This is a genomic window from Microbacterium ureisolvens (assembly GCF_019511645.1).
Taxonomy (GTDB): Bacteria; Actinomycetota; Actinomycetes; order Actinomycetales; family Microbacteriaceae; genus Microbacterium; species Microbacterium ureisolvens_A.
The window spans coordinates 267,332-292,817 of record NZ_JAEUAX010000002.1; the positions used below are offsets into that span (position 1 = coordinate 267,332).

Genomic DNA, 25,486 nt, shown 5'->3' on the forward strand with positions numbered 1-25,486 from the left:
GCGAACCGCGAGACCGCTCCCACGTCACGCGCTCACCACCCTGCGCTGGACGGATGCCGCGGCGCGCGGCATCCGTCATCCTCGCGGTCGAAGCGCGTTACGCCTCCGCGCCCTGCGCGATGGCTGCGCGCTCTCGCCAGCTGCGCGCCGTGACACGGTCGAGCGCGACCTGGCGGCGCAGTGCGTCGGCCTTCTCGTAGAGCGAGGGCTCTCCGTAGCTGGTGAGCACCTTCACGAGCACCGGCAGCAGCTCGATCATGAAGAACAGCCCGGCGATGAGCCAGTGGGCCCACGCGAGGGTCGGCTCGCGCGCCGACAGCCGTTCGAGGCCGCTGATCTGGCTCAGCAGCCCCACGGCTCCGGAGTTGCCGCTCGCGATCTCGGCGGCACGTGCGTCGTAGGCGGCGAGCGCGGCCTGGTACTGCTCGCGCGCGCCGGGCAGCTCGTCCTTCGCCTGCTGCTTGTTGACCTCCTCCGAGGCGCTCGCGTCGGCCGTGCCGGCCGCCTGCGCGGCGGCGAGGTCGGCCTGCGCCGCCGTCAGCTGCGCGTTCAGGTCGTCGTACGCCGACTGGGCGGCCGCGAGCTGCGCCTCTGCTGCATCCGAGCTCGCGCCCTCGCCCGCGACGCCGCTGCATCCCGGCACCTCGCCCGCACCCTGTCCGGTGAGCTCGCACTGGTAGATCGCGCGGGCCTGGTCGATCACCTGCTGCTGCGCGGCGAGCTTCGCGGTGAGGTCGTCCACGGTCTGCTGCGCCGAGGCGGCCGACGCCGACGTGGTGTCGGCGCCCGCGACCACACCGCTGGCGGCCTGACTCTCGAGCGCCGCGACGCGCTCGCTCGCAGCATCCAGCGCCTGCTTCTCAGGGCCCGCGGTGACGGCGTCCTGATCCGACTGCGCCTGCGTGATGTTCGTCGCGTTCACCTCGCGCGCGATGTCGTTGTGGAAGATCTGCAGCACCAGCGGCTCGGCCACGACGATGCCGATGACGGCGGCCATGATGACGCGAGGGATCGCGAGCGCGATCAGCCGCCCGATGCTCTGCGAGGAACGCATCGTCGAGGTGAGGAACCGGTCGAGGTTGAAGATGATGAGCATCCACACGATCGCGAGGGGCAGCGCGCCCCACGCGACGATCCGCACGCCGGTGGTGAGCGCGAAGTACATCGAGATCGCCGAGATCAGGGCGGTGCCGGCGATCACGAAGAACATCTGCACGAAGCGGGGCGTCTCGGTCGGCACCTCGTCGAGCACGGATCCGTCCGCGCCGCCGAGGATCGCGAGCTTGCGCCAGCCCGAGGTCCGCTCGCGGCGCGGACGCTTCGCGCGCTTCGCACGGACGGGAGGGACGGATGCCGCCGCCTCCGGCTCCTCGTCGGCGACGGGCCTGTCGGCCGCGGGCTCGGCCACGCCGGGCTCGTCGACCGCGCCCCACTCGCCGATCGTCGCCTGCCGCTCCGCCACCGGCGCTGTCACCGCGACCGGCTGCGTCGGGTTCATCGCCAGTGCGTCGTCGAGGAGATCCTGGGTGACGGGGAACGGGTCCTCCGGACCGTCGGCGTCGCGACGCTCGTCGGCCGCGGGTTCACCGGCGGCCTGCTGGGCGCGCACGTCGTCGAGGTAGAGATCCTCGGTCTGGTCGCCGTCTGTCTCGAACTCGATCCGGCCGTCGGAGCCGAACCGGCCCGGCCGGTGTGCGGAGTAAGAAGACATCCGCACACCCTAGAGCGGGCAACCTGTGGAGCAGGTGTATTAGAGGAGCGTGAGATCGCAGATGCCCGGGGGCGAGGCATCCGTCCCTCCCGTCCGTGCGAATCGTGCGAAGTCCGGACTTCGCACGATCCGCAGGTCCGAACCCAGCGTTTCCCGGACCGACCCGGATCAGTATCGCGCCCCGTCGCCTGCGAAGTCCGGACTTCGCACGACCCCGAGGTCGGAACGCAGCGTTTCCCGGACGGGTCAGTCCTCGAGCGGGGTCACGGCGGCGACCGCCTCGTCCTCTTCGGTGGCGACGAGCTGCCCGCAGGCGCCGTCGATCTCCTTGCCGCGGGTGTCGCGGAGGGTCGTCGGGATGCCGGCGTCGTTGAGGCGGCGCACGAACTCGTTCTGCACGCCGATCTCGGAGGCGGTCCAGATCGAGCCGGGCGTCGGGTTGAGCGGGATGGGGTTCACGTGCACCCAGCCGCGACCGCGGGCGTTGAGCTTCTCGGCGAGGAGATCGGCGCGCCAGCCGTGGTCGTTCATGTCTTTGATCAGGGCGTACTCGATCGAGACCCGGCGTCCGGTCTTGTCGAAGTACGCGCGCGCGGCGTCGAGGGCCTCGTCGACCTTCCAGCGCGAGTTCACCGGGATCAGCTCGTCGCGGAGCTTGTCGTCGGGAGCGTGCAGTGACAGCGCGAAGGTGACGGGGATGTCTTCGGCGGCGAGCTTGGTGATCGCGGGCACGAGGCCGACGGTGGAGACCGTGATGCCGCGCGCGCTCATGCCGAGGCCGTGCTGCTTGTCTGTCATCACGCGCACCGCCTGCATGACGCGCGCGTAGTTGGCGAGCGGCTCGCCCATGCCCATGAAGACGATGTTCGAGACACGCTCGGCGGAGTGGTCGTCCTTCTTCTTGCCGCCCAGGCCGCCGTCGGCGATCAGGCGGTTGGCGCGCACGACCTGCTCGACGATCTCGGCCGCCGACATGTTGCGGGTGAGGCCCGCCTGGCCGGTCGCGCAGAACGGGCAGTTCATCCCGCAGCCCGCCTGCGACGAGACGCACAGCGTGATGCGGCCGGGGTAGCGCATGAGCACCGACTCGACCAGGGCGCCGTCGTGCAGCTTCCAGAGGAACTTGATGGTGTCGCCGCGATCCGTCTCGAGGCGGCGCACCTCGGTGAGAAGCGGCGGCAGCATGCCGTGCACGAACTCCTCGCGCCCCTCGGCGGGGAGGTCCGTCATCTCGGCGGGGTTGTGAGTCCAGTGCTGGAAGTAGTGCTTCTCGAGCTGCTTCGCCCGGAAGCCGGGGAGCCCGAGCTCCTTGACCTTCTCGACGCGCTGCTCGGGCGTCAAGTCCGCCATGTGCACGGGCGGCTTGCCACGCTTCGGACTCGCGAACTGGAGGAGGGGCCGCCCCTCGGCGTCCTTCTTCTGCGTCCAGCCTTCGGTCGCCGGACGCACCTGGCGGGCCTGTTCTTCGCTGCGCGAGCGTGGGCGCGTGGTGCGGACAGGCGAATCGGTCATGCCTCCAGGGTACGCGGACACTCCTGGACGGATGCCGACCCCGTACCCCGGACTAGGCTCGCCGTGTGGTCCCCGTCGAGAATCTTCTCGCCTTCACGCTCGCCGCCGTCGTCCTGATCGTGATCCCGGGTCCGAGTGTGCTCTTCACGATCGGACGCGCGCTCGCCCTCGGACGCATCGGCGGGCTGCTCAGCGTGCTCGGCAACGCGCTCGGCCTGCTGCCGGTCATCGGCCTCGTCGCGATCGGCGTGGGCGGCATCGTCGCGCAGTCGGTCGTGCTGTTCACGATCGTGAAGGTCGCCGGCGCGCTGTACCTCATGTATCTCGGCGTGCAGGCGATCCGCCATCGTCGCCGTGCCGTGGCCGAAGCGAACGGCGGCGCACTCTCCCGCTCGGCGTGGCGCCAGCTCGGCGAGGGGTTCGTCGTCGGCATCACGAACCCCAAGACGATCGCCTTCTTCGTCGCGGTGCTCCCCCAGTTCGTCGACCTCGACGCCGGCACGGTGCCGCTGCAGATGATCGAGCTCGGGCTCGTCTTCTTCGTCATCGCCCTCATCTCGGATGCCATCTGGGCGCTCATCGCGGCGGGCGCCCGCGAGTGGTTCGGGCGCTCACCGAAGCGCATCTCCACGCTCTCCGCCACCGGCGGCGGCCTCATGATCGGCCTCGGCGGCATCCTCCTCTTCACCGGGAACAAGCACTGATGAACACGGATGCCGACACCCCGGGCCTCCCCTCTCGCCGGCGCATCATCTTCCTCGACGTCGACGGCACGCTCCTCGAGCACGGCTCCCACGTCTCCCCGTCGACGGGTCCGGCCATCCGCGCGGTGCGTGACGCCGGGCACCTGGTGTACCTGAGCACGGGCAGGTCGGCCTCCGACATCCATCCCGATGTCGCCGAGATCGGCTTCGACGGCGCTGTGACGAACTCCGGCGCACTCGTCGTGTCGGACGGCGAGGTGGTCGTCGACCGCCCCCTGTCGCCCGCCGCGACGGACCGCATGCTCACGGCGATGCGCAGTCGCGGCATCCGCTACTTCCTGCAGACCCGCGACGCCGTCTACGCGTCGGACGACATGGCCGAGCTCATGCGCGACTACGCGGCGGCGCTCGAGGTGCGCGAGGCGGCGGGGCAGGAGGTGCGGCCGGAGGACTCGCTGGTGGGCCTCGCACAGCGCACGTTCCCGAGCGTCGACGAGGCGGACCTCACCCGCATCGACAAGGCCGTGTTCGTGAGCGACCACCCCGAGGGGCTCGAGGAGCTGCGCGCGGACCTCGGCGACGAGTTCCTCATCGTGCCGGGGAGCATGCCGCTGCCCGGCGGCTCGAACGGGGAGATCAGCGAGCGCGAGACCACGAAGGGGTCGGCGATCGAGCTCCTGCTCGCGCACCTCGGGATGGACGCGACGGACGCGATCGCGGTGGGCGACAGCTGGAACGACATCGAGATGTTCCAGGTGTGCGGCGTCTCGGTGGCGATGGGCAACGCCCAGCCGGAGCTCAAAGAGCTCGCGGACTTCGTGACGACGGACGTGCTGGACGACGGGATCGCGAACGCGTTCCGCCGGCTGGGCCTGATCTGAGGGCGCCCGCTCGGTCGGCGCGCCGGCCCTTCGTCAGCTCTCAGCTGCGTGCGCCTCCGCGCCGAGGTTCACGAGGTTGCCCGCCGGGTCGCGCACCTGCGCGACGCGCTCGCCCCAGGGCATGGTCGCGGGCGGTTGGATGGGGTGACCGCCGGCTGCCACCCATGCCGAGTACGCGCGGTCGACATCGTCGACGTAGAGCCACAGCCCGACCCGTTCGCCCGCACCCGGCGGCAGGGCATCCTCGTCGCGGCCGATGCCGAGCGAGACATCGTCGATCTTGAGAGACACGTAGGCGTCGGCGCCGTGCTCGTCGGGGAAGCGGTAGTCGACGGTGCCGCCGAGGGCTCGCTCATAGAACCTCACGAGCTCGGGGAGTTCGCGGGTCAGCAGGATCGGGAACAGGCTCCGCACCGCCATGGCCCCACGGTACGCCGTGAGGTGCGTTCGAGACAGGGGATCCTCGCCGGCACCGAGGGCGACGCCCGTGGTTTCGGCGCGAACCCCCGGTCTCGGGGAGACCGGGGGTTCGCGGCCGCCTCAGTCGAGGAAGATGTCGGGGAACAGCGCCTCGTCGGGCGTGCCGGGCACCGCCGCGTAGCCGGAGAAGTCGGTCACGCCGGCGGCCTCGAGCACGTCCTCCACGATGAGCGTCTGCCCGGTGTACTCGCGCGAGGGCTTGGTGAAGATCTCGTACGCCGCGTCGGCGTAGATCTCGGGCGTGCGGCTGACCTTCATCATGCGGTCGCCGCCGAGCGCGAACTGCACGGCGGCGGTCGCGATCGTGGTGCGCGGCCACAGCGTGTTCGCGGCGATGCCCGCCTCGGCGAACTCCGCGGCGATGCCGAGCGTCGCCATCGTCATCCCATACTTCGCGAGGGTGTACCCGGTGTGGCCGCCGAGCCACTTCGGCGAGAGGTTGAGCGGCGGCGAGAGCGAGAGGATATGCGGGTTCGCCGCCTCCTTCAGGATCGGCACGGCGGCGCGCGAGAGCATGAACGTGCCCCGCACGTTGACGTCCTGCATGAGGTCGTACTTCTTGGCGTCGAGGTCGAGCGAGCGCGACAGATCGATGACCGACGCGTTGTTCACGACGATGTCGATGCCGCCGAACTCGCCCTGCGTCTTGAGCACGGCCTCGGTGACGTCATCGTCGTTGCGCACGTCGCCGACGATGGGGAGCGCCTGGCCGCCGGCGGCGCGGATCTCCTCGGCGGCCGAGTGCACGGTGCCCTCGAGCTTGGGATGCGGGGTGTCGGTCTTGGCCAGCAGCGCGATGTTGGCGCCGTCGCGCGCCGCGCGCAGCGCGATCGCGAGGCCGATGCCGCGGCTGCCGCCGGACATCAGGATGGTCTTGCCGGCGAGGGGCTTGTCGCTCATCTCGGGGTCTCCTCGGGTCAGGACATCAGGATCGGGACTTGGCGGATGCGGCGGCGAAAGCCGCGACGCGGGCCCTCGACTCGTCGGTGTCGAAGCGGGCGCCGATCGAGCGCGCCTCGTCGTCGAGGTTCTCGGCGAACGAGCGCCCTGCGCCGGTGCGGACGAGGCGCTTGGCCTGCCCGAACGCGCCGGTGGCGTTGTCGAGCCAGAACCGCGCGACCGCCTCGGCGCGGGAGGCGACGTCGGCCGCCGGCACAACCTCGGTGACGAGACCCCAGTCGAGCGCCGTGGGTGCGTCAATCGTGACGTCCTGAAGCAGGAGCTGCAGCGCTCGGCGCTGGCCGACTGCGGCCGGCAGCAGCGTCGAGACGCCGAGGTCGGGCGTGAGGCCGATGTTGGCGTACTTGCTCACGAACTTGGACTGCTCCGCCGCGACGATGTAGTCCGCGGTGAGCATGAGGCCGATCCCGCCGCCCGCGACCGCGCCCTGCACGGCCGCCACGATCGGGATCGAGGATTCCACGAACGTGCGGATGCCGTCGTGGATCGTGTGCGCGGCGCCGGTGACGTCGGCGCCCGAGGCCTGTGACGTCGCCATCTCGAGCACGTCGCCCCCGGCGCAGAACGCCGGGCCCGCAGCATCCAGGATGATGGCCCCCACCGAGGAGTCGGATGTGAGCTCGTGCGCGACGTCGCGCCAGCGGGCACCCATCTCGAAGCCCATCGCGTTCAGATACGCCGGACGGTTGAAGGTCACGCGTGCGAGGGCGCCGTCGCGGGTGACGAGGATGGAATCGCTCACGTTTCTCCTTACTTGGGCGCCATGCGGATGGCGCCGTCGAGACGGATCGTCTCTGCGTTGAGATAGCCGTTGTCGATGATCGACATCACCAGCCGGGCGTACTCGTCCGGCTTGCCGAGGCGCTGCGGGAAGGGCACCTGCTGACCGAGGGAGTCCTGCGCGGCCTGCGGCAAGCCCATCAGCATGGGCGTCTCCATGATGCCGGGAGCGATCGTCACGACGCGGATGCCGTAGCGCGCGAGCTCGCGGGCGATCGGCAGGGTCATCGCGTGCACGCCGCCCTTCGATGCGGAGTACGCAGGCTGCCCGATCTGACCGTCGAACGCCGCGACGCTCGCGGTGTTCACGATGACGCCCCTCTCACCGGACGCACCGTCGCCGTCGGCGGTCGGGTCCGTCTTCGCGATCACCGCGGAGGCCTGCGAGATGACGTTGTAGGTGCCGATGAGATTCACCCGGATGATCCGTTCGAAGCCCTCGAGCGGCGACGGGTTGCCCTCGCGATCCAGCACCTTGGCGGGTGGGGCGATGCCGGCGCAGTTCACGACGACGCGGAGGGGACCGGACGCTGCGGCCGTCGCGACCGCGGCGGCGACCTGTTCCGGGCTCGTGACGTCGGCGGGCGCGAAAGACCCCCCGAGCTCCGCGGCGACCTCGGCGCCCGACGAGGTGGGCAGGTCGACGATCGTGACGGTCGCGCCCGCGGCGGCGAGGCGCCGGGCGGTGGCGAGGCCGAGTCCGCTCGCGCCACCGGTGACGAGTGCGGCGGTGCCCCTGAGGTCCATGGATTCTCCTTCGAAGTCCGGATTCTGCGGAACCGCGTATCAGCATACGCGGGACTCAGTCCCATCGCTCACCGCGCGACGGCGCCACGGCACCAGGCTAACGGGCGCTTGCCGGGGCCGTCACGGCCCGAACTGGGGACCGATGCGCGTGAGGGCCGAGATGCGGTCGATCAGCTCAGCGGGCCGAGCGAGGAGCAGGCGCGCCTCGCCACGTGCGGTCAGGTACTCCACCAGCCGCGCCGTCACCTGTGCGTCGCCGCGGCGGTAGCCCGAGAGATAGTGCTGCGTAGCACGCCATTCCAGCCGCTCCCCGTCGAGCGTCGTGATCACGACGAGGAAGGTCGGCGTCTCGGCCGCCTCGCCGGTCTCGAGGCCTGCGGCCACGCCGCCGAGCAGCGCCGCCGCCATGTCGGAGATCGCCGGGTACGGCCACCAGGTCGCCGGCGGATCGACGGTGACTGCGAGCACCTCGGCCCACGGCACGAACTGCGACCGGGGCTCGCCGATGTGACGGGAGAGCCCCTCGGGCGAGAGCCGCACGTGCCGCGCCGCGGTGTCGCCGATCGCGACCGCCGGCTCCGCGCCTTCGAGTGCCGTGAGGGGTCCTCGGCGGCGGGTGGCGCGCGTGGTGGGCATGCCCCCATCCCACCACGCGGGTGGCGCGCGGTGCGGCAGGCGTCCTGAGCGCCCGGCAGGATGGGAGCGTGTCGATCCCGATCGAAGACGTCGCCGTCCCGGAACGCGTGCGCGTGCTCGCCCGCGGGGCCGAGCTCGCGCCGGTCTGGCTCAACGAGCTCGGCGGCCTCACCTTCCGCACCGACGACGGCCGCTATCTCAAGTACGGTCCCCGCAACGCCGAGACGTCGTTCGACGCCGAAGCCGAGCGGCTGCGCTGGGCGGCGGCCTACACCGCCGTTCCGCGGTTTCTCGAAGCCGGGGGCGACGAGAGCCACGAGTGGCTCGTGACGGCGGCACTCCCGGGGCTGTCCGCGGTCGACCCGCGATGGATCACGGATGCCGCCACCGCCGTCCGCGCGGTGGGCGAGGGCCTGCGGGCGCTCCACGACGCACTGCCGGTCGACGACTGCCCCTTCGACTGGGGAGTGCCCCGGCGGATCGCGAACGCGGCGCGCCGCGGCATCCGTCTTTCCGATGCGCTGCACGAGCCGCCGCCGATCGACCGGCTGGTCGTGTGCCACGGCGACGCGTGCTGCCCCAATACGCTGATCGGCGACGACGGGCGGTTCAGCGCGCACGTCGACCTCGGGGCCCTGGGCGTCGCCGACCGCTGGGCCGACATCGCCGTGGCGTCGATGTCGACGGCGTGGAACTATGGCGAGGGATGGGAGGACGCCCTCATCGAGGCGTACGGGATCGAACCCGATCGCGAGCGCCTGTCGTACTACCGGGAGCTCTGGAACGCGACATGACCGACATCACCGGCAACGTCTGCGACATCGACGGCAAGCCGAACCTCGTGATCCTGCGGCGCTTCCGCGCGACGGCCGACGAGGTGTGGCGCGAGCTCACCGACTCCGCGCGCCTCGAGCGCTGGATCGGCCGATGGGAGGGCGATCCCGCAAGCGGGCACGTCACGTTCTACATGACGGCGGAGGACCCGGATGCTGCGGGCGAGGAGTACACGATCCTCGAGTGCGACCGGCCCCGGCGCTTCGCCGGCGACACCTCCGCCGGATCGGGCGCGTGGCATCTGTGGTTCGAGCTCGCGCCGGACGAGCACGGCGACACCGTCCTCACGTTCGGCCAGCGGCTGGGCCCCGAGGACGAGGTCGGCTCGATCGGACCGGGCTGGGAGTACTACCTCGACCGGTTGGTCGCCGTGCAGGCCGGCGTGGACGCCGGCAGTGTGAAGTGGGACGACTACTTCCCCGCGCTGCAGCCCGGGTACGAACGGCTCGTCGCCGGCGGCTGACGCCGGAGCCCTTCAGGACCAGACGAACCGGAAGGTGCCCGCCGCCACCGCGGCGCCGATCGCGAGAGCCATGATCGCGGTGGCTCCCAGCAGCGCGACGGTGTCGCGCGGGTGCAGCCGCGACGGCCGGGCCCACGTGCGCCGGATGCCCGATCCGAAGCCGCGCGCCTCCATCGCCATCGCGAGCTTCGTGCCGCGGCGCACCGCGAACACGAGCAGCACGAACGCCATCGAGAAGAACCGGCGGATCGCTCCGCTGTCGCCCACACCGCGCGCGCGGCGCGCGAGGCTCATGCTGCGCCAATCGTCGAGGAAGAGCCCGAGCGTGCGGGTGCCCGCGAGCACGCCGAGGACGAACCGCGACGGCAGCTTCGCCACCTGGGCCAGCGCGTCGGCGAGCTCGGTGGGATCCGTGCGGCCGAACAGCAGGATCGTCGGCAGCGCGAGCGCGAGCACGCGCAGGCACACCGCGACGGCCAGGGCGATCGAGTCGTCGCTGACCGTCGCGTACCAGAACGACCAGTACACGGTGCCGCCCGGTTCGGCGTACAGCAGCATGCTGACGCCCGCGACGGGCGCGAACACCAGGACAGGCAGCATCCGTTTCAGCACCGTCATCGCCGCCAAGCCGGTCAGCGGGATGCAGGCGAGCTGGAGCGCGATCGCGACCAGGGCGCTGGTGGCGTCGATGGAGGCGAAGAGGGGCACCGACAGCAGCAGCGCGAGCACGATCTTGATGACCGGGTTCACCCCGTCGAGCCACGCGCGAGGGGGCGGCGCCCCGACCCCGGCCGTGCGCGCGTCGACGGCGGTCACGGCGACACCCCCGCATGCACGGGAGCGCCGAGCTCGATGCGGTGGCCGCCGAGGTGGCGCAGCACGTCCTCGTCGTGGGTGACGGCGACGACCGTCGTGCCCGCGGCGATCTCGGACTGGAGCAGCTGCACGAGCTCGATCCATCCGCGCCGGTCCTGGCCGAACGTCGGCTCGTCGAGCACGATGACCGGCGGCGCGTCGGCGAGCACGGTCGCGACGGAGAGCCGGCGCTTCTGCCCGCCCGACAGGGTGAACGGGTTCGCGGCGGCGAGCGGCGCAAGGTGCAGCCGCTCGAGCAGCTCGTCGACGACCTCATCGACGGCCGCGGGGTCGACGCCCCGCGACCGCGGCCCGATCGCGAGCTCGCCCTGCACCGTCGATGCGAGGAACTGGTGCTCGGGCTCCTGGAACACCGTGCCGATCCGCGTGAGCAGCTCGCGCGACGTCCACTTCGAGGGACGCCGGCCCGAGCGGCCGGCGAGCTCCGGCGCGGCCTCGACCAGGCCCGCCGCCTCGGGCAGCAGCCCCGCGAGCGTCAGCGCGAGCGTGGACTTTCCGGCGCCGTTGGGCCCGGTGATCACGGTGGCGGCGGCTCTCGGCACGGCGAGGTCGAGTCCCGCGCGGACGATCGTGCGCCCGTCACGGGAGACCGAGAGAGCGGATGCCGCCACCGCCGCCGGTGCACCGAGGGCCGCTGCGGCGAGCACGGGCACGTCGACCGGATGGCCCGGCACCCACACCCCCGCCGCGGCGAGAGCGGCACCGTGGTGCGAGAACACCTCGGCCGGCGTCCCGTCTGCGAGGAGTCCGCCGTCGGCGCCCACGACGACGACCCGATCCATGAGATCTGCCCACACCGCGGTGCGGTGCTCGATCACGACCAGGGTCGCACCCGTCTCGCGCACCGCCCGTTCGACGGCGTCGCGCACCTCGCGGACGCCGTCCGGATCGAGGTTGGCGGTGGGCTCGTCCAGCAGCAGCACGCCGGGTCGCATGGCCAGCACACCCGCGAGGGCGAGCCGCTGCTTCTGTCCGCCCGAGAGGGCCTTCGTCGCGCGGCTGGGAGGCACATCCAGGCCGACGGCGTCGAGCGCTTCGGCCACGCGCGACGGGATCTCGGATGCCGGCACGCCGAGGTTCTCGCAGCCGAAGGCCACGTCGTCGCCCACCTTCGACAGCACGACGCCGGCGTCGGGGTCCTGCAGCACGAGCCCGACGCGGCCGCGGTGTGCCTCGGCGCGCTCGCCGTCGACGAGCAGCGTGCCGGTCTCGTCACCCTCATCGGCCCCGCCGAGGAGGCCCGCCATGCCGGCGAGCAGCGTGGACTTGCCCGCGCCCGATGCCCCGAGCAGCAGCACGCGCTGACCGGGCTCGATCGTGAACGAGACGTCGTTGACGGCCGGCGCCCGTCGCCCGGCATAACGCCATCCCCAGCCCGCCGCCGTGATGCGGGCCGGGCGGGCAGCCGTCACGTCAGACCTCGCGGCGCGCTTCGCGTCCGACGGCGAAGCGGCTGAGTGCTCCGGTGGCGGCGAGCCCGCGCACGGCCAGCCAGCCGACGACGCCCGCGAGCAGCGCACCCGACACGACGAGCGACACCAGGTAGATGACGTTGAACTCGACGGTCTTCAGGATGTTGGGCGAGCTGCCGTAGAACAGCTCGAAGACCCAGGCGCCGACCGCGGCGCCGACGCCCGCGAGCATCGCGACGGGCAGGGTGAAGCGGCGGTACAGGAAGATCGCGAAGACGAGCTCGGCGCCGAGGCCCTGAACCAGGCCGGACAGCAGGGTCGATACGCCCCACACGTTGCCGATGAGCATCGAGACCAGCGCGGCGATCACCTCCACGAGGAGTGCGGCGCCGGGCTTGCGGATCACCAGACCGCCGATGACGCCGCCGATGAGCCAGATGCCGACGGCGATGCCGCCCAGGCCCGGCGTGAGGCCGTCCATCGCGATGAACCAGGCGTAGCCGACGGTGTTCCACGCCCAGAAGACGAGGCCGATCGCGACGCCGAGCACCGCTGCGACGACGATGTCGACGACCCTCCAGCGCAGGCTGCGCGGGCCTCGCGAGTGGGCCGCAACGGGGGCGGATGCGGACGTGGACGCGTGCATGTGAACTCCTCCCTGCGCCGGCATGATCCGGATCAGGTTCGACGGTCGAAGCGTGGGTCGCTTCCTCTCAGCCCGGCTCACCGGACTCCCGTGGTTGTGGGACGAGTATACCGCCGGTTCAGCGGGTATTTTGGGTGGATGACATCGGACGGCACCCCTGCACCCACGCGTCGCGCGCGACGTGTGCAGACCGGTGCCGTTCCGACGCAGGGTTCCGAGGACGCCTCCGACGGCGGCATCCTCACGATCCAGACGGGTGAGACGGATGCCGTCTACCCGCCGTCGAGCACCGCTCCGGTGGACGTGACCGCTGTCGCCCCCACCATCGCGACCGTCCCGGTCGCCGACGTGCCCTCCGTCGCGACGTGGAACCCCACGGATCCCGTCGACTCGTCCGGCTTCTCACTGCCGGCCGTCGCCGCCGCCCCGACAGGCCCCGGCCTCAGCGGCGGTCGTACGGCGCTCGCCTGGGTCGAAGAGAGCGTCGTCGAGCACGGCGCGGCGCCCGCCGACCTGACCGCGGCGGCGACCCCGTACGTCGCGGTCGAGGCCGACCTCCTCTCCGACGCCCCGCGGCTCTCCCCGTTGCGCGCCGCCGTCGTGGTGCCCACGCTCGCCATCGCGGCCGTCGTCGGCGCCTACGCGGGGACGACGCTGCTGTGGCCGCTGCACGCCGTGGCCCCCACGGTCACCGCGATCCAGGTGCAGCCCATCGCCGCGCCCGCCGCCGCGCCCGCCTGGCCCGCGCAGGGCAGCGCGGCCGAGGCGGTCGCCGGCATCCCGGGGACGCTCGCCTCCACGGCCGATCCCGATGCGATCGCCAGCCTCACCAAGGTCGTGACCGCGCTCGTCGTGCTGGAGGAGATGCCTCTCGCCGTGGGCGAGCAGGGGCCCGAGTACCGCTTCACCGCCGCTGATCGCTCGCGCTACTGGCAGTACCGTTCCGGCGGCGAGTCCGCGCTGGACGTCCCGGTCGGCGGCTCGCTCACCGAGTACCAGATGCTCGAGGGCATGCTCATCGGGTCAGCGAACAACTACGCCGACCGCCTGGCGCAGGGCATCTGGCCGTCGGACGCCGTGTACGCCGCCGCCGCGAACGGGTGGCTGACCGCCCATGGCGTCCCTGGAATCACGGTCCGCGAACCCACCGGCATGGACCCGCGAAACGCCGCGAGCCCGGAGGCCCTCGTGACGCTCGCGCAGAAGGCGCTGGCGCACCCGGTCATCGCCGAGATCGTGGCCAAGCAGTCCGTCGACCTCCCCGGCGCCGGCCACGTCGAGAACACGAACGGCCTCCTCGCCGATCCGGGCGTCGTCGGCATCAAGACCGGAACGCTCGACGCCTGGAACCTGCTCTCGGCGAAGGATGTCACGATCGGGGACAAGACGGTTCGGCTCTACGCGTCTGTGCTCGGCCAGCCGGACGATGAGGCGCGCCTCGCCGCCTCGCGCGCACTGTATGCGCAGATGGAGGCGGAGCTGCAGCCCAGGCCGTCGGTGGCGGCGAGCACCGTGGCCGGCCAGGTCGAGACCCTGTGGGGCGACAAGGTCGACATCGTCACCTCGGGCGATGCGTCGGTGATCCTGTGGAACGGCGGCAGCGGCACCGTCGCGACCACCTACGACCTCGGCGACAGCCGGGACGCCGGCGATGTCGTCGGCTCGCTCAGCGTCACCGGGCCGCTCGACGCGACCACCGTCGACCTGACGCTCGCGGCGGAGATCACCGACCCGTCGCCGTGGTGGCGCCTCACGCACCCGCTGGACCTCTTCGGCCTCAACGGCTGAGGCGGCGCCGCGATCCGCTCAGGCGGACGGATGCCCGACTACGCCCTTGCGCAGGAGCGCATTCCCGTAGATGCGGGTCTCCCCTGTGCGCACGACCAGATACGCGCCCTTCGCGAGCGCGTAGTACTCGAACCGATCGACGTAACGCGGATCCGCGACGCCGGCCGCGGCGGCGAGCTCGCGCTGCACGTCGAGCACCTCGCCGCCGGCGGACGCCATGAGGTCGAGCGCCGGCGCGTCGTCGAGCGGCACGACGCTGCGAACCGCCGCCAGCACGGCCGGCGTCGTCGTGCCGGGCAGGTCGACGACACGCGCACCGACGGCCCACGCCGGGAAATGCGCGTCGGCGATCACCACCGCGTCTGAGTGCCCCATCCGGTCGAGGTGGAGCAGCAGCTCCCCCGTCAGCAGCGGGTTGATGCCCTCGAGCATGAGGATCCCTTCGTCAGCGGATGAGGCCTGCGGCGGCCAGATCGTCCCACAGCGCGGCGGGGATGTCGATCGCCATGAGCTCGGCGTTCCGGCGCATCTGCTCGGGGCGGCTGCCGCCGACGACGACCGACCGCACGGCTGTGTCACGGAGCGGGAACTGCACGGCCGCGGCGGGCAGCGGCACCTCGTGTGCGCGACACACGGCGAGGACCGACTGCAGGCGCTCCCACAGCGGTTCCGGCATCCGTCCGTACTCGTACCGGTCGTCACGGGACGGCTCGTCCTTCGCGAGCAGACCGGAATTGAAGACGGACGCCGCCACCACGCCGGTTCCGCGCTCGTGGCACGCCGGCAGCACCGCCTCGGCGGCCGGCTGCTCGAGCAGCGTGTAGCGTCCGGCGATCATGATGAGGTCGAGATCGGCGCTCTCCACGGCCGCGGCGAGCGCCTCGCTCACCATCGAGCCGATGCCGATCGCGTCGACGGCACCCTCGGCCCGCAGCTGCTCGAGCGCGGGGAATGCCTCGCCGAGCGCCAGGTCGAGGTCGTGCCGCTCGGGGTCGTGCAGGTAGAGGATGTCGACGCGGTCGAGTCCGAGGCGCTCGAGGGACTCCTCGAGGCTCGCGCGCACGCCCTCCTCGGAGAAGTCCCACTCGCGGCGCAGCGTCGTCGGCACGTGGAAGTCGGCGGCGAGATCGAGGCCGCCGTCGTCGTCGGGGTTGGGGCGCAGCAGCCGCCCCGCCTTCGTCGAGATCACGAACTCGTCGCGCGGCTTGGTCTGCAGGAACGCGCCGAGACGCCGCTCCGACAGCCCGAGGCCATAGTGCGGGGCGGTGTCGTAATAGCGGATGCCGCTCTCCCAGGCTGCGTCGAGGATCGCCCACGCCTGGTCGTCGCTGAGCGCGCGGAACAGATTGCCGACGTTCGCCGCGCCGTACCCGAGGCGTGTGAGGGCGGGTTTTTTGAGGACGACGCGGTCAGGCGGCAGCATCCGTCGTCCCGAACTCGTACGCGACGCGGCTGGCCGCCTTCATCTCCATGCCGGTGCCGGGTGCGGTCGGCGCCACGTACACGCCGCCGCGCACCTCGGTCGGCACGACGAAGTGCTCGTGCAGGTGGTCGACGTATTCGATCATGCGGCCCTCGCGTGTGCCGGTGACCGCCACGAAGTCGAACATCGAGAGGTGCTGCACGGCTTCGCAGAGACCGACGCCGCCGGCGTGCGGGCACACCGGCACGCCGAACTTGGCCGCCAGCAGCAGGTTCGCGATGTTCTCATTGACCCCGCCCACACGCGCGGCGTCGATCTGCATGACGGAGATCGCGCCGGCCTGCAGCAGCTGCTTGAAGATGACGCGGTTCTGCGCGTGCTCGCCCGTGGCGACCCGCACCGGCGCGATCCCGCGGGCGATCTCGGCGTGGCCGAGCACGTCGTCGGGACTCGTCGGCTCCTCGATCCACGCGGGGTCGAACTCGGCGAGGGCATTCACCCAGTCGATCGCCTCCGAGACCTCCCATCGCTGGTTGGCGTCGATCGCGATCGGGAAGCCCTCGCCGCACACCTCACGGGCGATGCGGAGACGCCGGATGTCGTCGTCGAGGTCTGCGCCCACCTTGAGCTTGATCTGGCCGAAGCCGTCGGCGATCGCCTCGCGGCACAGGCGTGCGAGCTTCTCGTCGGAGTACCCGAGCCAGCCGGGGCTCGTGGTGTAGGCGGGGTAGCCGGTGGCAAGGAGTTCGCGTTCGCGCTCGGCGCGGCGGGGCTCGGCGGCGCGGAGGATCTCCAGCGCGTCTTCGGGGGTGAGGGCGTTCGTGAGGTAGCGGAAGTCCACGAGTGCCACCAGCTCCTCGGGGCTCATGCGCGACAGCAGCTGCCACAGCGGAAGCCCCGCCCGCTTGGCCTTGATGTCCCACAGGGCGTTGACGACCGCGCCGATCGCCATGTGCATGACGCCCTTCTCGGGCCCGAGCCAGCGCAGCTGCGAGTCGCCGATGAGCTCGCGATTGGTCGCGCCCATGTCGTCGAGGAGCGGCTCGAGCTCGCGGCCGACCAGGTGGGCGGCGAGGGCGTCCAGGGCCGCGACCTGGACATCGTTGCCGCGCCCGATCGTGAACACGAAGGCGTGTCCCGAGATGCCGTCGCCGGCGTCCGTCACGATGCGCAGGTACGCGGCGGAGTAGTCGGGGTCGGGGTTCATCGCGTCGGAGCCGTCCAGGCTCAGCGACGTGGGGAATCGGATGTCTGTCGTCTCGAAGGCGACGATGCGGCTCACGGGTTCTCCAGCGGTTCGCGGTTCGGGGAGTCGAACCGCTCGCAGTGTAAACATCCGATGTCTATACTGTCAATCACGCCCGCGGACCGCGACGGCATCGACGCCGGCCCGCATCGAGAAATCCAGGAGAGCCATGAAGTTCGCGCGCCTCGGCGAGTCCGGCAGTGAGATCCCCGTCGTCATCGACGCATACCGATATCTCGATCTGCGCCCGCTCACATCCGATGTCGACGGAGGATTCCTTGCCGACGACCCGGTCGGCCGAGCGACAGCCGCCATCGCCGGAGGGCTCCTGCCCGAGCTCGAGGGCGCGTCAGACCTGCGCATCGGCGCCCCGATCGCCCGGCCGAGCGCCGTGATCTGCATCGGCCAGAACTACGCCGCGCACGCGCGGGAGTCCGGCGCGGAGCCGCCGACCGTGCCGATCCTGTTCCTCAAGACCCCGAACACCGTCGTCGGGCCGAACGACACCGTGACGATCCCCCGTGGCAGCGAGAAGACGGACTGGGAGGTCGAGCTCGGCGTCGTGATCGGCCGCCGTACCGCGTACCTCGACAGCCCCGATGAGGCCGACGCGCACATCGCGGGCTACGTCGTCGCGAACGACGTGTCGGAGCGCACTTTCCAGATGGAGGTGTCGGGCGGGCAGTGGTCGAAGGGCAAGATCGCCCACGGCTTCAACCCGACCGGTCCGTGGCTAGTCACGGCCGACGAGGTCGACGCCCGGAACCTCGGCCTCAGGAGCTTCGTCAACGGCGAACCCCGTCAGGACTCGAACACGAGCGACATGATCTTCGACGTGCGCACCATCGTGCACCACCTCTCGCAGTTCGTCACCCTCGAGCCCGGCGACCTCATCCTCACCGGCACGCCGCAGGGCGTGGCGTTCGGCGGGAAGTTCCCGTATCTGAAGCCGGGCGATGTGGTCGACATCGAGATCGACGGACTCGGCGCGCAGCGCCAGGAGTTCGTGGGGTGGGAGGCGGCCCGATGAGCGGCCGGCAGCTGGACGGCCTCGTCGCCGTCGTCACGGGCGGGGCGTCGGGCATCGGCGCCGCCGTCGCGATCGCGCTGGCCGAAGAGGGGGCCGAGGTCGCGGTGCTCGACCTCGATCCTTCGGGCGCCGACCCCCGGTTCGCGGCGTTCGCCGCGGACGTGTCGGACCGCACCGCCGTCGACCGGGCGATCGCCGCGGTCGGCGAGCGGTTCGGGCGCATCGACATCCTCGTGAACAACGCCGGCATCGGCGCTCAGGGCGACATCGCCGCGAACGACGACGACGAGTGGGCGCGCGTGTTCTCGATCAACGTCACGGGCATCGCGCGCGTCACGGCGGCGGCGCTGCCATGGCTGCGGCGCTCCCCCGCCGCGGCGATCTGCAACACCTCGTCGATCGCGGCCACGGCGGGTCTGCCGCAGCGCGCGCTGTACAGCGCCTCGAAGGGCGCGGTGCTCTCACTCACCCGGGCGATGGCCGCCGATCACCTCCGCGAGGGGATCCGCGTCAACGCCGTGAACCCCGGCACCGCCGATACCCCGTGGATCGGCCGCCTGCTCGCCAGCGCCCCCGACCCCGTCGCCGAGCGCGCGGCGCTCGAGGCGCGACAGCCCCACGGACGCCTGGTGTCGGCCGCCGAGGTCGCCGGGGCGGTGCTGTACCTCGTGAGTCCGTCGTCGGGCTCCACGACCGGCACCTACATCGAGGTGGACGGCGGGATGTCGCCGCTCCGCCTCCGCCCGGCCGGGTCCTGACACTCCCCGGCGTTTGGGGCGCACCGCGCCCGTTCGGGGCGTGCGCCGCGCGCCCCGAACGTTCACCAGGCGCCCCAAACCCGGGAAGGTGGCACGGAAGGGCTGCGCGCGTGGCGCGAACGGATGCCGGTCAGCGCAGGCCGTAGACGCGCTCGGCGTTCTCGGCGAGCACCGCCTTCTGGCGGTGCTCGCCGACGCGGTCGGCCAGCCACGACGACACCGTGTCGAGCCAGCGCCCGTACGGACCCGACACCGGCCAGTCGCTGCCGAACAGCAGGCGATCGGGGCCGAAGGCGTCGAGTGCCACGTCGAGGAACGGCCGCACCTGGGCGTCGGTCCACTCACCCGCCGACTCGGCCGGCAGGCCCGAGAGCTTGCACACGACGTTCGGGCGCTGCGCGAGGTCGCGCAGCGACTCCGACCACGGCGTGCCGTCGGCCGGGTCGGCGTCGTCCGACGAGCCGACCTCCGGCTTGCCGAGGTGGTCCAGCACGATGGCGAGGCCGGGCAGCGCGTCCGCGAGCGCCACCACGTCGGGCAGCTGCTCCCACCGCACGCACGCGTCGAACGTGAGCCCGGCGGCGGCCACCGCTTCCGCCGAGCGCAGGAACCCCGGCCGCAGGCAGAAGCCCTCAGGTTCGGACTGCAGGAGCCTGCGCACTCCGACGACGAGCGGCCGCTCCGCATAGGCGGAGAGATGCTCGTCGGTGGCGGCGGGATCTTCCAGCGGCGCGCGCGCCACGATCCCGCGCACCGGCACACGGGACGCCAGCGACACCACCCAGTCGACCTCCGCGATCGCCTCGTGCGGCGCGGACTCGGCCTGCACGAACACGAAGCCGCAGTCCGCGTCGGGGGCGTCCTGCAAGGCGACGTCGAGCTCATCCGGACCGAAAGATCGGAGCAGAGCTCCGTCCAGCCACGCGTAGGTGAGGACCGCGGGGTCCCAGAGATGGAGGTGTCCGTCCACGACTCGCATGTCACCATCATGCCGCCGACGCGCGGGGGTGGCAGCATCCGAGATCCCTGACATCGGATGTCTATGATGGGCGCGTGGCCGTCACCGACGAAGCGATCGAGAAGATCAAGGACATGATCGTCCGCGGCGAGCTGACCCCCGGGTCGCGTCTGCCTCCCGAGAAGGACCTCGCCGAACGCCTCGGGCTCTCGCGCAACTCGATGCGCGAAGCCGTCAAGGCGCTCGAGGTCATCCGTGTGCTGGACGTGCGGCGCGGCGACGGCACATACGTGACGAGCCTCGAGCCCAAGCTGCTGCTCGAGGCGGTCTCATTCGTCGTCGACCTGCACGACGACGACTCGCTGCTCGAGATCTTCGCCGTGCGACGCGTCCTCGAGTCCCACGCGACGGGGCTGGCGGCCCAGCGCGCGGACGACGACGACGTGGCGCGATTGGATGCCGAGATCTCGGGCGTCGCGACCGACACCGACATCGAGTCGCTCGTCGAGCACGACGTGCGGTTCCACGGCGCGATCGCGCGTCTCGCGGGCAACGACTACCTCGCGAGCCTGCTCGAGAGCCTCACCAGCCAGACCGTGCGGGCCCGCGTATGGCGCGGTCTCACTCAGGCGGGCGCCGTCGAGCGCACGCTCGACGAGCACCGGGCGATCCTCGACGCGATCGCCGACCACGACATCGAACTCGCGACCGCGATCGCCCAGGTCCACATCTCGGGCATCGAGCGCTGGCTGCGTCAGGCCCGCGACGCGTGAGCCCGGGTGACGGGGCGGGAGCCGGGGCCCCGCCACCCGAGCCCTGGCGTCAGCCCGTGACGTAGGAGAGCGCGTCGACGCGCAGCACGTCGCCACCCGCCTTGACGAGCCGGAGCGTGTGATCCCCCTTCCCGAGGCCGCTCTTCGCGAACCACTCTCGCTGCGTCAGGCGCGCATCGTCGTGCACGTCGACCGTGTCGACCAGAGTGCCGTCGAGGTACACCTCGACCGCACCCTGATCCGGGGCGATCGGCCCGGTCACCGTGACCGCCGTTCCGCGGAAGGCGAGCTCGACCGCGGCGCCGTCGTCCGCGGTCCAGTGCACGTCGTCGCGCAGATCGCCCCGGAAGCGGAACTGCAGCGTCGTGTCGCCGTCGGGCAGCGTCGACAGGTACGCCGCGCTCAGGGTGACGGCATCCCCGTCGACGGAGTAGTCCGTCCCCTTCTTCAAGGCGGCGCCGTCGCGGTACACGCCGACGAGCTCGCCCGGGTCCCGCAGGACGTGCACCGTCGGATCGGCGGCCGCAGCGCGGTCGAACACCACGCCGTCGACGTCGACGAGGCTCGCCTGGACGACGTCGAGCCGGTCGAGGAGCATGAACTGACCCGACTTCTTGACGACGCGCAGCGTGTGACCGCCATCGGCGAGGTCGCGGACGCTGTAGACGACCTGCTGCACGCCACGCCCCTGGGCGGGATCGAGATGTGTGTCCACGGTCGCGACCAGCACGCCGTCGAGGTAGACCTCCGCCTCGCCCTGCGACTCGTGCGTCTCGGTCACCCAGTCGATGCCTGTGCCCGTGAACGTGTACTGGAACGCGGCGCCGTCCGCCTCCGCGTAGTGCACATCATCCTGGTGGTCGCCCAGGCCGCGGCCGCTGCTGTAGCCCCAGTTGCCGCTGTAGGCGATGGCGGAGTCCGTGTCGTTGACCGCCACCACGTTCGACGACCCCGGTTCGGGCGCCGCGCCGCCCTGCGACGAGTCGAACACCGAGACCGAGAGGGGCTGCGCGGCGGCGAGGGTCTCCTTGCCGGCGTTGCGCGACCAGGCGCCGTCGTACGACAGTCGTGCGTCGTCGTCGTTCAGCGCGACCGCAGCACCCTTGGCGGGGGTGACCGTGAAGAGCCGCGTGCCGTGGACGGGCACGTCCTCGGCCGTGAACTCGCCGTCGAACGAGCCGATGTTCTTCTGCGCCCAGAGGTCGCGCACCTTGGCGGAGCCCTGCAGCCCGAGATCGGCGAACGACACCTTCATGTCGGCATCGGTGCGTCCGAGGTTGAACAGCGCGACCGTCGCCGAACCGTCGGGGTTCATCGAGTACCACGTCTGCTGCTTCGTCGTCATCGAGACGGGGTGCGCGGGGCGACCCGCCTGGTTCACGGCGATCACCTCGGGGTTCGTCAGCAACGAGATGCCGTAGTCGTCGAGCTGCGTCATGTCGTTGCCGACGTACATCGGTGCGGCCGACACCGCCCACAGCGTCGCCGCGGTGCGCCGCTCGTCGCGCGTCAGCCCGTCCATGGCGCCGTTGCCGACGTTGAGCGAGTCGAAGTCGTTCCAGCCGCGGTCCGCGCCGGCGTAGCGCCACCAGTCCGCCGCGCGCGGGAACAGCCGCGCGATGTTCTCCCACGTGGTGAGCGCCTCCGTGCCGCAGTAGCACTCGACGTCCCATTCCACGCGCCAGCCCTGCGCGTGCTCGGCCCAGTAGTCGGCGTAGCGGATGTCGAGCGCCCATGAGAGCTCGAACCAGATTCCGTGGGGCTTCAGCGCCTGCGACCACGCGGCCACATCGTCGCGCGCGTCGAGCGACAGATCGCCGATGCCCGAGCCGGGGGTGACGCTGTCGAACTTCAGGAAGTCGACGCCCCACTGTCCCAGCATGTCGGCGATCGAGTCGATGTAGGCCTGGGCGCACGGGTTCGAGAAGTCGATGCGGTAGCCGATGTCCCAGTAGTCGGCCTGCTGGATGGGCTGCTTCACGATGTCGCCCGTCGAGCAGTCCGGTGCACCGAAGATCGGCAGGTCGGCCTCGTACACCTGCGGCGAGATGCCCGGAATGAGGTAGAGCCCCGCCTTCTGGCCGTTGCCGTGGATGTGGTCGATGACGGCCTGCAGCCCGTCGGGGTAGAGCGTCGCGCTCGGCGTCGGCCGGCCGTACTCGTCGACGCCGTCGTTCCAGCCGGCGTCGATGTTGATGTACTCGTAGCCGGCGGGCTGCAGCTTCTCGTGCATCGCGTCGGACTGGGCGATGATCTGGTCGGCGGTGATCCACTTCCCGTTGCCCGAGTACACCTGCATGCTGTAGCTGCTCCAGCCCATATAGGGGCGGGCGCCGAGTTGGTCATCATCCGCGGGCGCGGTGACGGCGGTCGCGGCAGACGCGACGGGGACGGATGCCTCCGCCTGCGGCGCCGCGTACGCCGACGTCGCGCCGAACCCGAGGGTCAGCGCGCCGGCGGCGAGAGCCGCGAGCCACCGTGGCCCGTGGGCGTGGCGGTTCTGGGTGTTCATGGTTTCCTCTCTGCGGTGGGTTCGTCGGTGAACCCCGCGCCCCATCGCGCGGTTCCCCAGAAGCTGTGTGCGTCAGCGGCTCACGGGAGCCGCTCGACGTCGAAGAGCAGCGCCTGCTGCGGGTTGAGCGTCGGCAGCGGCACGCCCGCCACGGCGAGCACGGCACCGGGCAGCTCGGCACCGCCGTCGGCGGCCGCGCACATCCACGCGGGGTCCGACACCTCGTGCCTGCTCGCCCCGCCGAGCTCGGGCCGCACCCGCACGCGATACCGCGCCCCAGCGTCGAGGCCGGGAAAGCGCACGCGCCCGCTCTGTCCCTCGGGCGAAGTGGCCAGCCGCGCCCACGTGTAGAGCGCCCGGCCGCCGTCCGGCGCCACGATGCCGGTGAGCATCGCCGCGTCGTCGGCGAGGTCGGCGTTGACGATGTCGCCGGTGTGGATGAGACCGCGCAGCTCGCGGTAGAGCGCGGCCCACGCCGTGATGGTGCGAAGGTCGTCGGGCGTCGCCGTGGTGAGGTCGGTCTCGATGCCGGCGTGCGCCGTGAGGGAGATCGCGAGCCGGAACGACAGATCGGTCTCCCGCGAGGTCGTGTGCGAGCGCCGGGCCCCCAGGTGCGAGCCGATCAGCTCCGGCGGGACGAGGAGTCGGGTCCACCGCTCGATCCGCGCCCGCTCGACGGGATCGTTGCAGTCCGACGCCCACACGCGGTCGGTGCGCTCGAGGATCCCGAGGTCGACGCGTCCGCCGCCGCCCGAGCAGGTCTCGATCTCGAGCCGAGGGTGCCGCGCCCGCAGCTCGTCGAGCATGCGGTACAGCGCGAGCGTCTGGTCGTGCACGAGCGGGCGGTCACCGCCGTCGCGGCCGGCCACCGGCTCGACGAGGTCGCGGTTGTGGTCCCACTTCAGGTAGTCGATGTCGTGCTCCGCGACGAGCGCACTGATGCGCTCGAGCACGAGCTCGTAGGCTTCGCGGTTCGCGAGGTCGAGCACCTGCTGGTTGCGGGCGGTCGGGCCGGCGCCCTCGCGGGGCGCGAGAACCCATTCGGGGTGCTCCCGGGCGAGATCGGAATCGGGGCTGATCATCTCGGGCTCGAACCAGAGGCCGAACTGCATGCCGCGCCCGCGCACGGCGTCGACGAACGGTCCGAGACCGTCGGGCCACACGTCCTCGTCGACGAGCCAGTCGCCGAGACCGGCGTCAGCGTCGCGCCGGCCCCGGAACCAGCCGTCGTCGAGGACGATGCGCTCGACGCCGACCTCGGCCGCGCGATCGGCGATCTCGATCAGCCGTTCGAGGTCGTGGTCGAAGTACACCGCCTCCCACGTGTTGAGCACGAGCGGCCGCGGCGCGGCGGGGTGGTGCGCTCGGGCGCGGAGCCGGCGGTGCGACCGGGCGGCGAGTCCGTCGAGGCCCCGGTCCGACCACGTGAAGAGCACCGTCGGCGCGTCGTAGCGCTCCCCCGGCTGCAGCATGACCTCGCCCGACCGGAGCAGCTCCCCGGCGCCGAGCACGCGCGACAGGGCGCCGGCACCCTCGGGCAGCCGTTCCGCCAGGTACTCGCCGTCCCCGCTCCACGCGAGGTGGACGCCCCACAGCTCGCCGTGCGCGAAGCCGAATCCGGGCGTCCCCGCCGCGAGCAGGAAGGGCGAGTCGTGACCCGGCTTGCCGCGGCGAGCGCGCCGGGCGTGGGTTCCGAAGGCGAACGGCATGCGCTGGGGAGAGCGCTCGCGACACCACTTGCCGGTGAAGTCGAGCAGCTCGCTCGCGCGCTCCGGGACGGGCATCAGCGCGCGCAGCCCCTCGAGGACGTAGACGGATGCCGCGTCCGACGGATTCTCGACGGACATGTCCACCGACACCACGCCGGCCGGATCCATCCGGTACTCCAGGTGCGCCCGCGTGGCGGCGATCGCGTCGCCGAGGACGATGGAGATCCGGCCGCCTCCGTCCGGGGACTCCTCGACCTCGCCGTCAGCGAGTCGTGGCCGGGGTGTGGAGGCGGTGCCGGCGCGGCTGCCGGTCTGCGCGGGCGTGCCCGCCCATCCGTCCTGTTCGGTCGGCCACGCCGAGAACGCCCGGGGGACGTCCGGCGAGTTGTTGAGCACGGCCGGGACCGAGGTCCTGCGCAGCGCAGCGGCGAGGTCCCCGTCGACCGGGCCGAGGTCGGCGCCCCAGTGCAGGACACGGGGCACGACACCGCCCAGATCGACGACGAGCGACACGCCCGCTGCCCGGAGCGTGTGGACTCTGCCCTCGCCGTTGATCATCCGCAACTCCTTCATCGGGTTTCTTGACATCGGTAATTAATCATGTTTACTCTGGCGTCGCAACCAAAGATCCGAGGTTTGCGAATCCC

General features: G+C 71.6%; 24 protein-coding genes and 1 riboswitch. Of the genes, 8 read left to right on the forward strand and 16 right to left on the reverse strand.

Annotation, left to right across the window (positions count from 1 at the left end):
- Positions 1–97: 97 nt before the first annotated feature.
- A complete protein-coding gene (locus JNB61_RS05375) occupies positions 98–1,711 on the reverse strand; it encodes a DUF4407 domain-containing protein (RefSeq protein WP_220338966.1) in 1,614 nt (537 codons plus the stop codon).
- 246 nt (positions 1,712–1,957) lie between these two features.
- On the reverse strand, positions 1,958–3,223 hold the full coding sequence (rlmN, locus tag JNB61_RS05380) for a 23S rRNA (adenine(2503)-C(2))-methyltransferase RlmN (protein ID WP_220292575.1): 1,266 nt from the start codon (positions 3,221–3,223) through the stop codon (positions 1,958–1,960).
- A 65-nt stretch (positions 3,224–3,288) separates the two neighbouring features.
- On the opposite strand from rlmN, the gene JNB61_RS05385 reads away from it, so the two are divergent.
- Both JNB61_RS05385 and JNB61_RS05390 read left to right on the forward strand, forming a co-directional pair.
- Entirely contained in the window at positions 3,289–3,927 is a 639-nt protein-coding gene (locus tag JNB61_RS05385; RefSeq protein WP_220292573.1) for a LysE family translocator, read from the forward strand.
- Positions 3,927–4,808, forward strand: coding sequence for an HAD family hydrolase (locus JNB61_RS05390; RefSeq protein ID WP_220338967.1), 882 nt, complete (start codon positions 3,927–3,929; stop codon positions 4,806–4,808). The genes JNB61_RS05385 and JNB61_RS05390 overlap by 1 nt, the downstream gene beginning before the upstream one ends.
- Before the next feature lie 33 nt (positions 4,809–4,841).
- Here the strand turns inward: JNB61_RS05390 and JNB61_RS05395 are convergent, their stop codons facing one another.
- From JNB61_RS05395 to JNB61_RS05415, 5 genes are all read right to left on the reverse strand, one after another.
- Positions 4,842–5,228, reverse strand: a complete 387-nt coding sequence (locus tag JNB61_RS05395) for a VOC family protein (RefSeq protein ID WP_220292570.1) — start codon at positions 5,226–5,228, stop codon at positions 4,842–4,844.
- 120 nt (positions 5,229–5,348) lie between these two features.
- Positions 5,349–6,188, reverse strand: coding sequence for an SDR family oxidoreductase (locus tag JNB61_RS05400; protein WP_220292568.1), 840 nt, complete (start codon positions 6,186–6,188; stop codon positions 5,349–5,351).
- Positions 6,189–6,213: 25 nt separating this feature from the next.
- Positions 6,214–6,990, reverse strand: a complete 777-nt coding sequence (locus JNB61_RS05405) for an enoyl-CoA hydratase/isomerase family protein (protein WP_220338968.1) — start codon at positions 6,988–6,990, stop codon at positions 6,214–6,216.
- Between the two features lie 8 nt (positions 6,991–6,998).
- Positions 6,999–7,775 (reverse strand): SDR family NAD(P)-dependent oxidoreductase, encoded by a 777-nt coding sequence (locus tag JNB61_RS05410; protein ID WP_220292565.1) that lies wholly within the window; start codon positions 7,773–7,775, stop codon positions 6,999–7,001.
- 120 nt (positions 7,776–7,895) lie between these two features.
- Positions 7,896–8,411, reverse strand: coding sequence for a hypothetical protein (locus JNB61_RS05415; RefSeq protein WP_220338969.1), 516 nt, complete (start codon positions 8,409–8,411; stop codon positions 7,896–7,898).
- A gap of 68 nt (positions 8,412–8,479) precedes the next feature.
- Between JNB61_RS05415 and JNB61_RS05420 the strand changes: the two genes are divergently transcribed.
- Positions 8,480–9,205, forward strand: coding sequence for an aminoglycoside 3'-phosphotransferase (locus tag JNB61_RS05420; RefSeq protein ID WP_220338970.1), 726 nt, complete (start codon positions 8,480–8,482; stop codon positions 9,203–9,205).
- The gene (locus JNB61_RS05425) at positions 9,202–9,708 is read left to right on the forward strand and encodes an SRPBCC domain-containing protein (RefSeq protein WP_220288883.1); all 507 of its coding nucleotides are present in this window, start codon (positions 9,202–9,204) and stop codon (positions 9,706–9,708) included. The genes JNB61_RS05420 and JNB61_RS05425 overlap by 4 nt, the downstream gene beginning before the upstream one ends.
- A 12-nt stretch (positions 9,709–9,720) precedes the next feature.
- Here the strand turns inward: JNB61_RS05425 and JNB61_RS05430 are convergent, their stop codons facing one another.
- The 3 genes from JNB61_RS05430 to JNB61_RS05440 all read right to left on the reverse strand — a co-directional run bounded on the left by JNB61_RS05430 (position 9,721) and on the right by JNB61_RS05440 (position 12,642).
- Positions 9,721–10,524, reverse strand: coding sequence for an energy-coupling factor transporter transmembrane component T family protein (locus tag JNB61_RS05430; RefSeq protein ID WP_220338971.1), 804 nt, complete (start codon positions 10,522–10,524; stop codon positions 9,721–9,723).
- Positions 10,521–11,996, reverse strand: a complete 1,476-nt coding sequence (locus JNB61_RS05435; RefSeq protein ID WP_220338972.1) for an ABC transporter ATP-binding protein — start codon at positions 11,994–11,996, stop codon at positions 10,521–10,523. Before JNB61_RS05435 ends, JNB61_RS05430 begins: the two co-directional genes overlap by 4 nt.
- Position 11,997: 1 nt before the next feature.
- Positions 11,998–12,642 carry an ECF transporter S component gene (locus tag JNB61_RS05440; protein ID WP_159841276.1) on the reverse strand — a complete coding sequence of 215 codons (645 nt, stop codon included), beginning with the start codon at positions 12,640–12,642 and terminating at the stop codon, positions 11,998–12,000.
- A riboswitch (TPP riboswitch) is annotated at positions 12,633–12,744 on the reverse strand. (Overlaps the previous gene by 10 nt.)
- Before the next feature lie 36 nt (positions 12,745–12,780).
- On the opposite strand from JNB61_RS05440, the gene JNB61_RS05445 reads away from it, so the two are divergent.
- The gene (locus JNB61_RS05445; protein ID WP_220338973.1) at positions 12,781–14,430 is read left to right on the forward strand and encodes a D-alanyl-D-alanine carboxypeptidase family protein; all 1,650 of its coding nucleotides are present in this window, start codon (positions 12,781–12,783) and stop codon (positions 14,428–14,430) included.
- 18 nt (positions 14,431–14,448) lie between these two features.
- On the opposite strand, the gene JNB61_RS05450 is transcribed toward JNB61_RS05445, so the two are convergent.
- Genes JNB61_RS05450 through JNB61_RS05460 form a run of 3 tightly spaced genes read right to left on the reverse strand, consistent with a single transcriptional unit; the run spans position 14,449 to position 17,135 of the window.
- Positions 14,449–14,862 carry an RbsD/FucU family protein gene (locus tag JNB61_RS05450; protein ID WP_220288878.1) on the reverse strand — a complete coding sequence of 138 codons (414 nt, stop codon included), beginning with the start codon at positions 14,860–14,862 and terminating at the stop codon, positions 14,449–14,451.
- Positions 14,863–14,875: 13 nt separating this feature from the next.
- Complete coding sequence (locus JNB61_RS05455) at positions 14,876–15,853, reverse strand: aldo/keto reductase (RefSeq protein ID WP_220288877.1); 978 nt, start codon at positions 15,851–15,853, stop codon at positions 14,876–14,878.
- Complete coding sequence (locus tag JNB61_RS05460) at positions 15,840–17,135, reverse strand: enolase C-terminal domain-like protein (RefSeq protein WP_220338974.1); 1,296 nt, start codon at positions 17,133–17,135, stop codon at positions 15,840–15,842. Before JNB61_RS05460 ends, JNB61_RS05455 begins: the two co-directional genes overlap by 14 nt.
- 133 nt (positions 17,136–17,268) lie before the next feature.
- Between JNB61_RS05460 and JNB61_RS05465 the strand changes: the two genes are divergently transcribed.
- Together JNB61_RS05465 and JNB61_RS05470 are read left to right on the forward strand one after the other, a co-directional pair.
- Positions 17,269–18,129 carry a fumarylacetoacetate hydrolase family protein gene (locus JNB61_RS05465; RefSeq protein ID WP_220338975.1) on the forward strand — a complete coding sequence of 287 codons (861 nt, stop codon included), beginning with the start codon at positions 17,269–17,271 and terminating at the stop codon, positions 18,127–18,129.
- Positions 18,126–18,887: an SDR family NAD(P)-dependent oxidoreductase gene (locus JNB61_RS05470; protein ID WP_220338976.1), complete on the forward strand. Its 762-nt coding sequence runs from the start codon at positions 18,126–18,128 to the stop codon at positions 18,885–18,887. The genes JNB61_RS05465 and JNB61_RS05470 overlap by 4 nt, the downstream gene beginning before the upstream one ends.
- Before the next feature lie 130 nt (positions 18,888–19,017).
- On the opposite strand, the gene JNB61_RS05475 is transcribed toward JNB61_RS05470, so the two are convergent.
- Positions 19,018–19,866 carry an amidohydrolase family protein gene (locus JNB61_RS05475; RefSeq protein ID WP_220288873.1) on the reverse strand — a complete coding sequence of 283 codons (849 nt, stop codon included), beginning with the start codon at positions 19,864–19,866 and terminating at the stop codon, positions 19,018–19,020.
- A gap of 74 nt (positions 19,867–19,940) precedes the next feature.
- Between JNB61_RS05475 and JNB61_RS05480 the strand changes: the two genes are divergently transcribed.
- Positions 19,941–20,618: a FadR/GntR family transcriptional regulator gene (locus tag JNB61_RS05480; protein WP_220338977.1), complete on the forward strand. Its 678-nt coding sequence runs from the start codon at positions 19,941–19,943 to the stop codon at positions 20,616–20,618.
- A gap of 49 nt (positions 20,619–20,667) precedes the next feature.
- On the opposite strand, the gene JNB61_RS05485 is transcribed toward JNB61_RS05480, so the two are convergent.
- The gene (locus JNB61_RS05485) at positions 20,668–23,130 is read right to left on the reverse strand and encodes a X2-like carbohydrate binding domain-containing protein (protein WP_220338978.1); all 2,463 of its coding nucleotides are present in this window, start codon (positions 23,128–23,130) and stop codon (positions 20,668–20,670) included.
- Between the two features lie 80 nt (positions 23,131–23,210).
- On the reverse strand, positions 23,211–25,397 hold the full coding sequence (locus JNB61_RS05490; protein ID WP_220338979.1) for an alpha-galactosidase: 2,187 nt from the start codon (positions 25,395–25,397) through the stop codon (positions 23,211–23,213).
- Between the last annotated feature and the right edge of the window lie 89 nt (positions 25,398–25,486).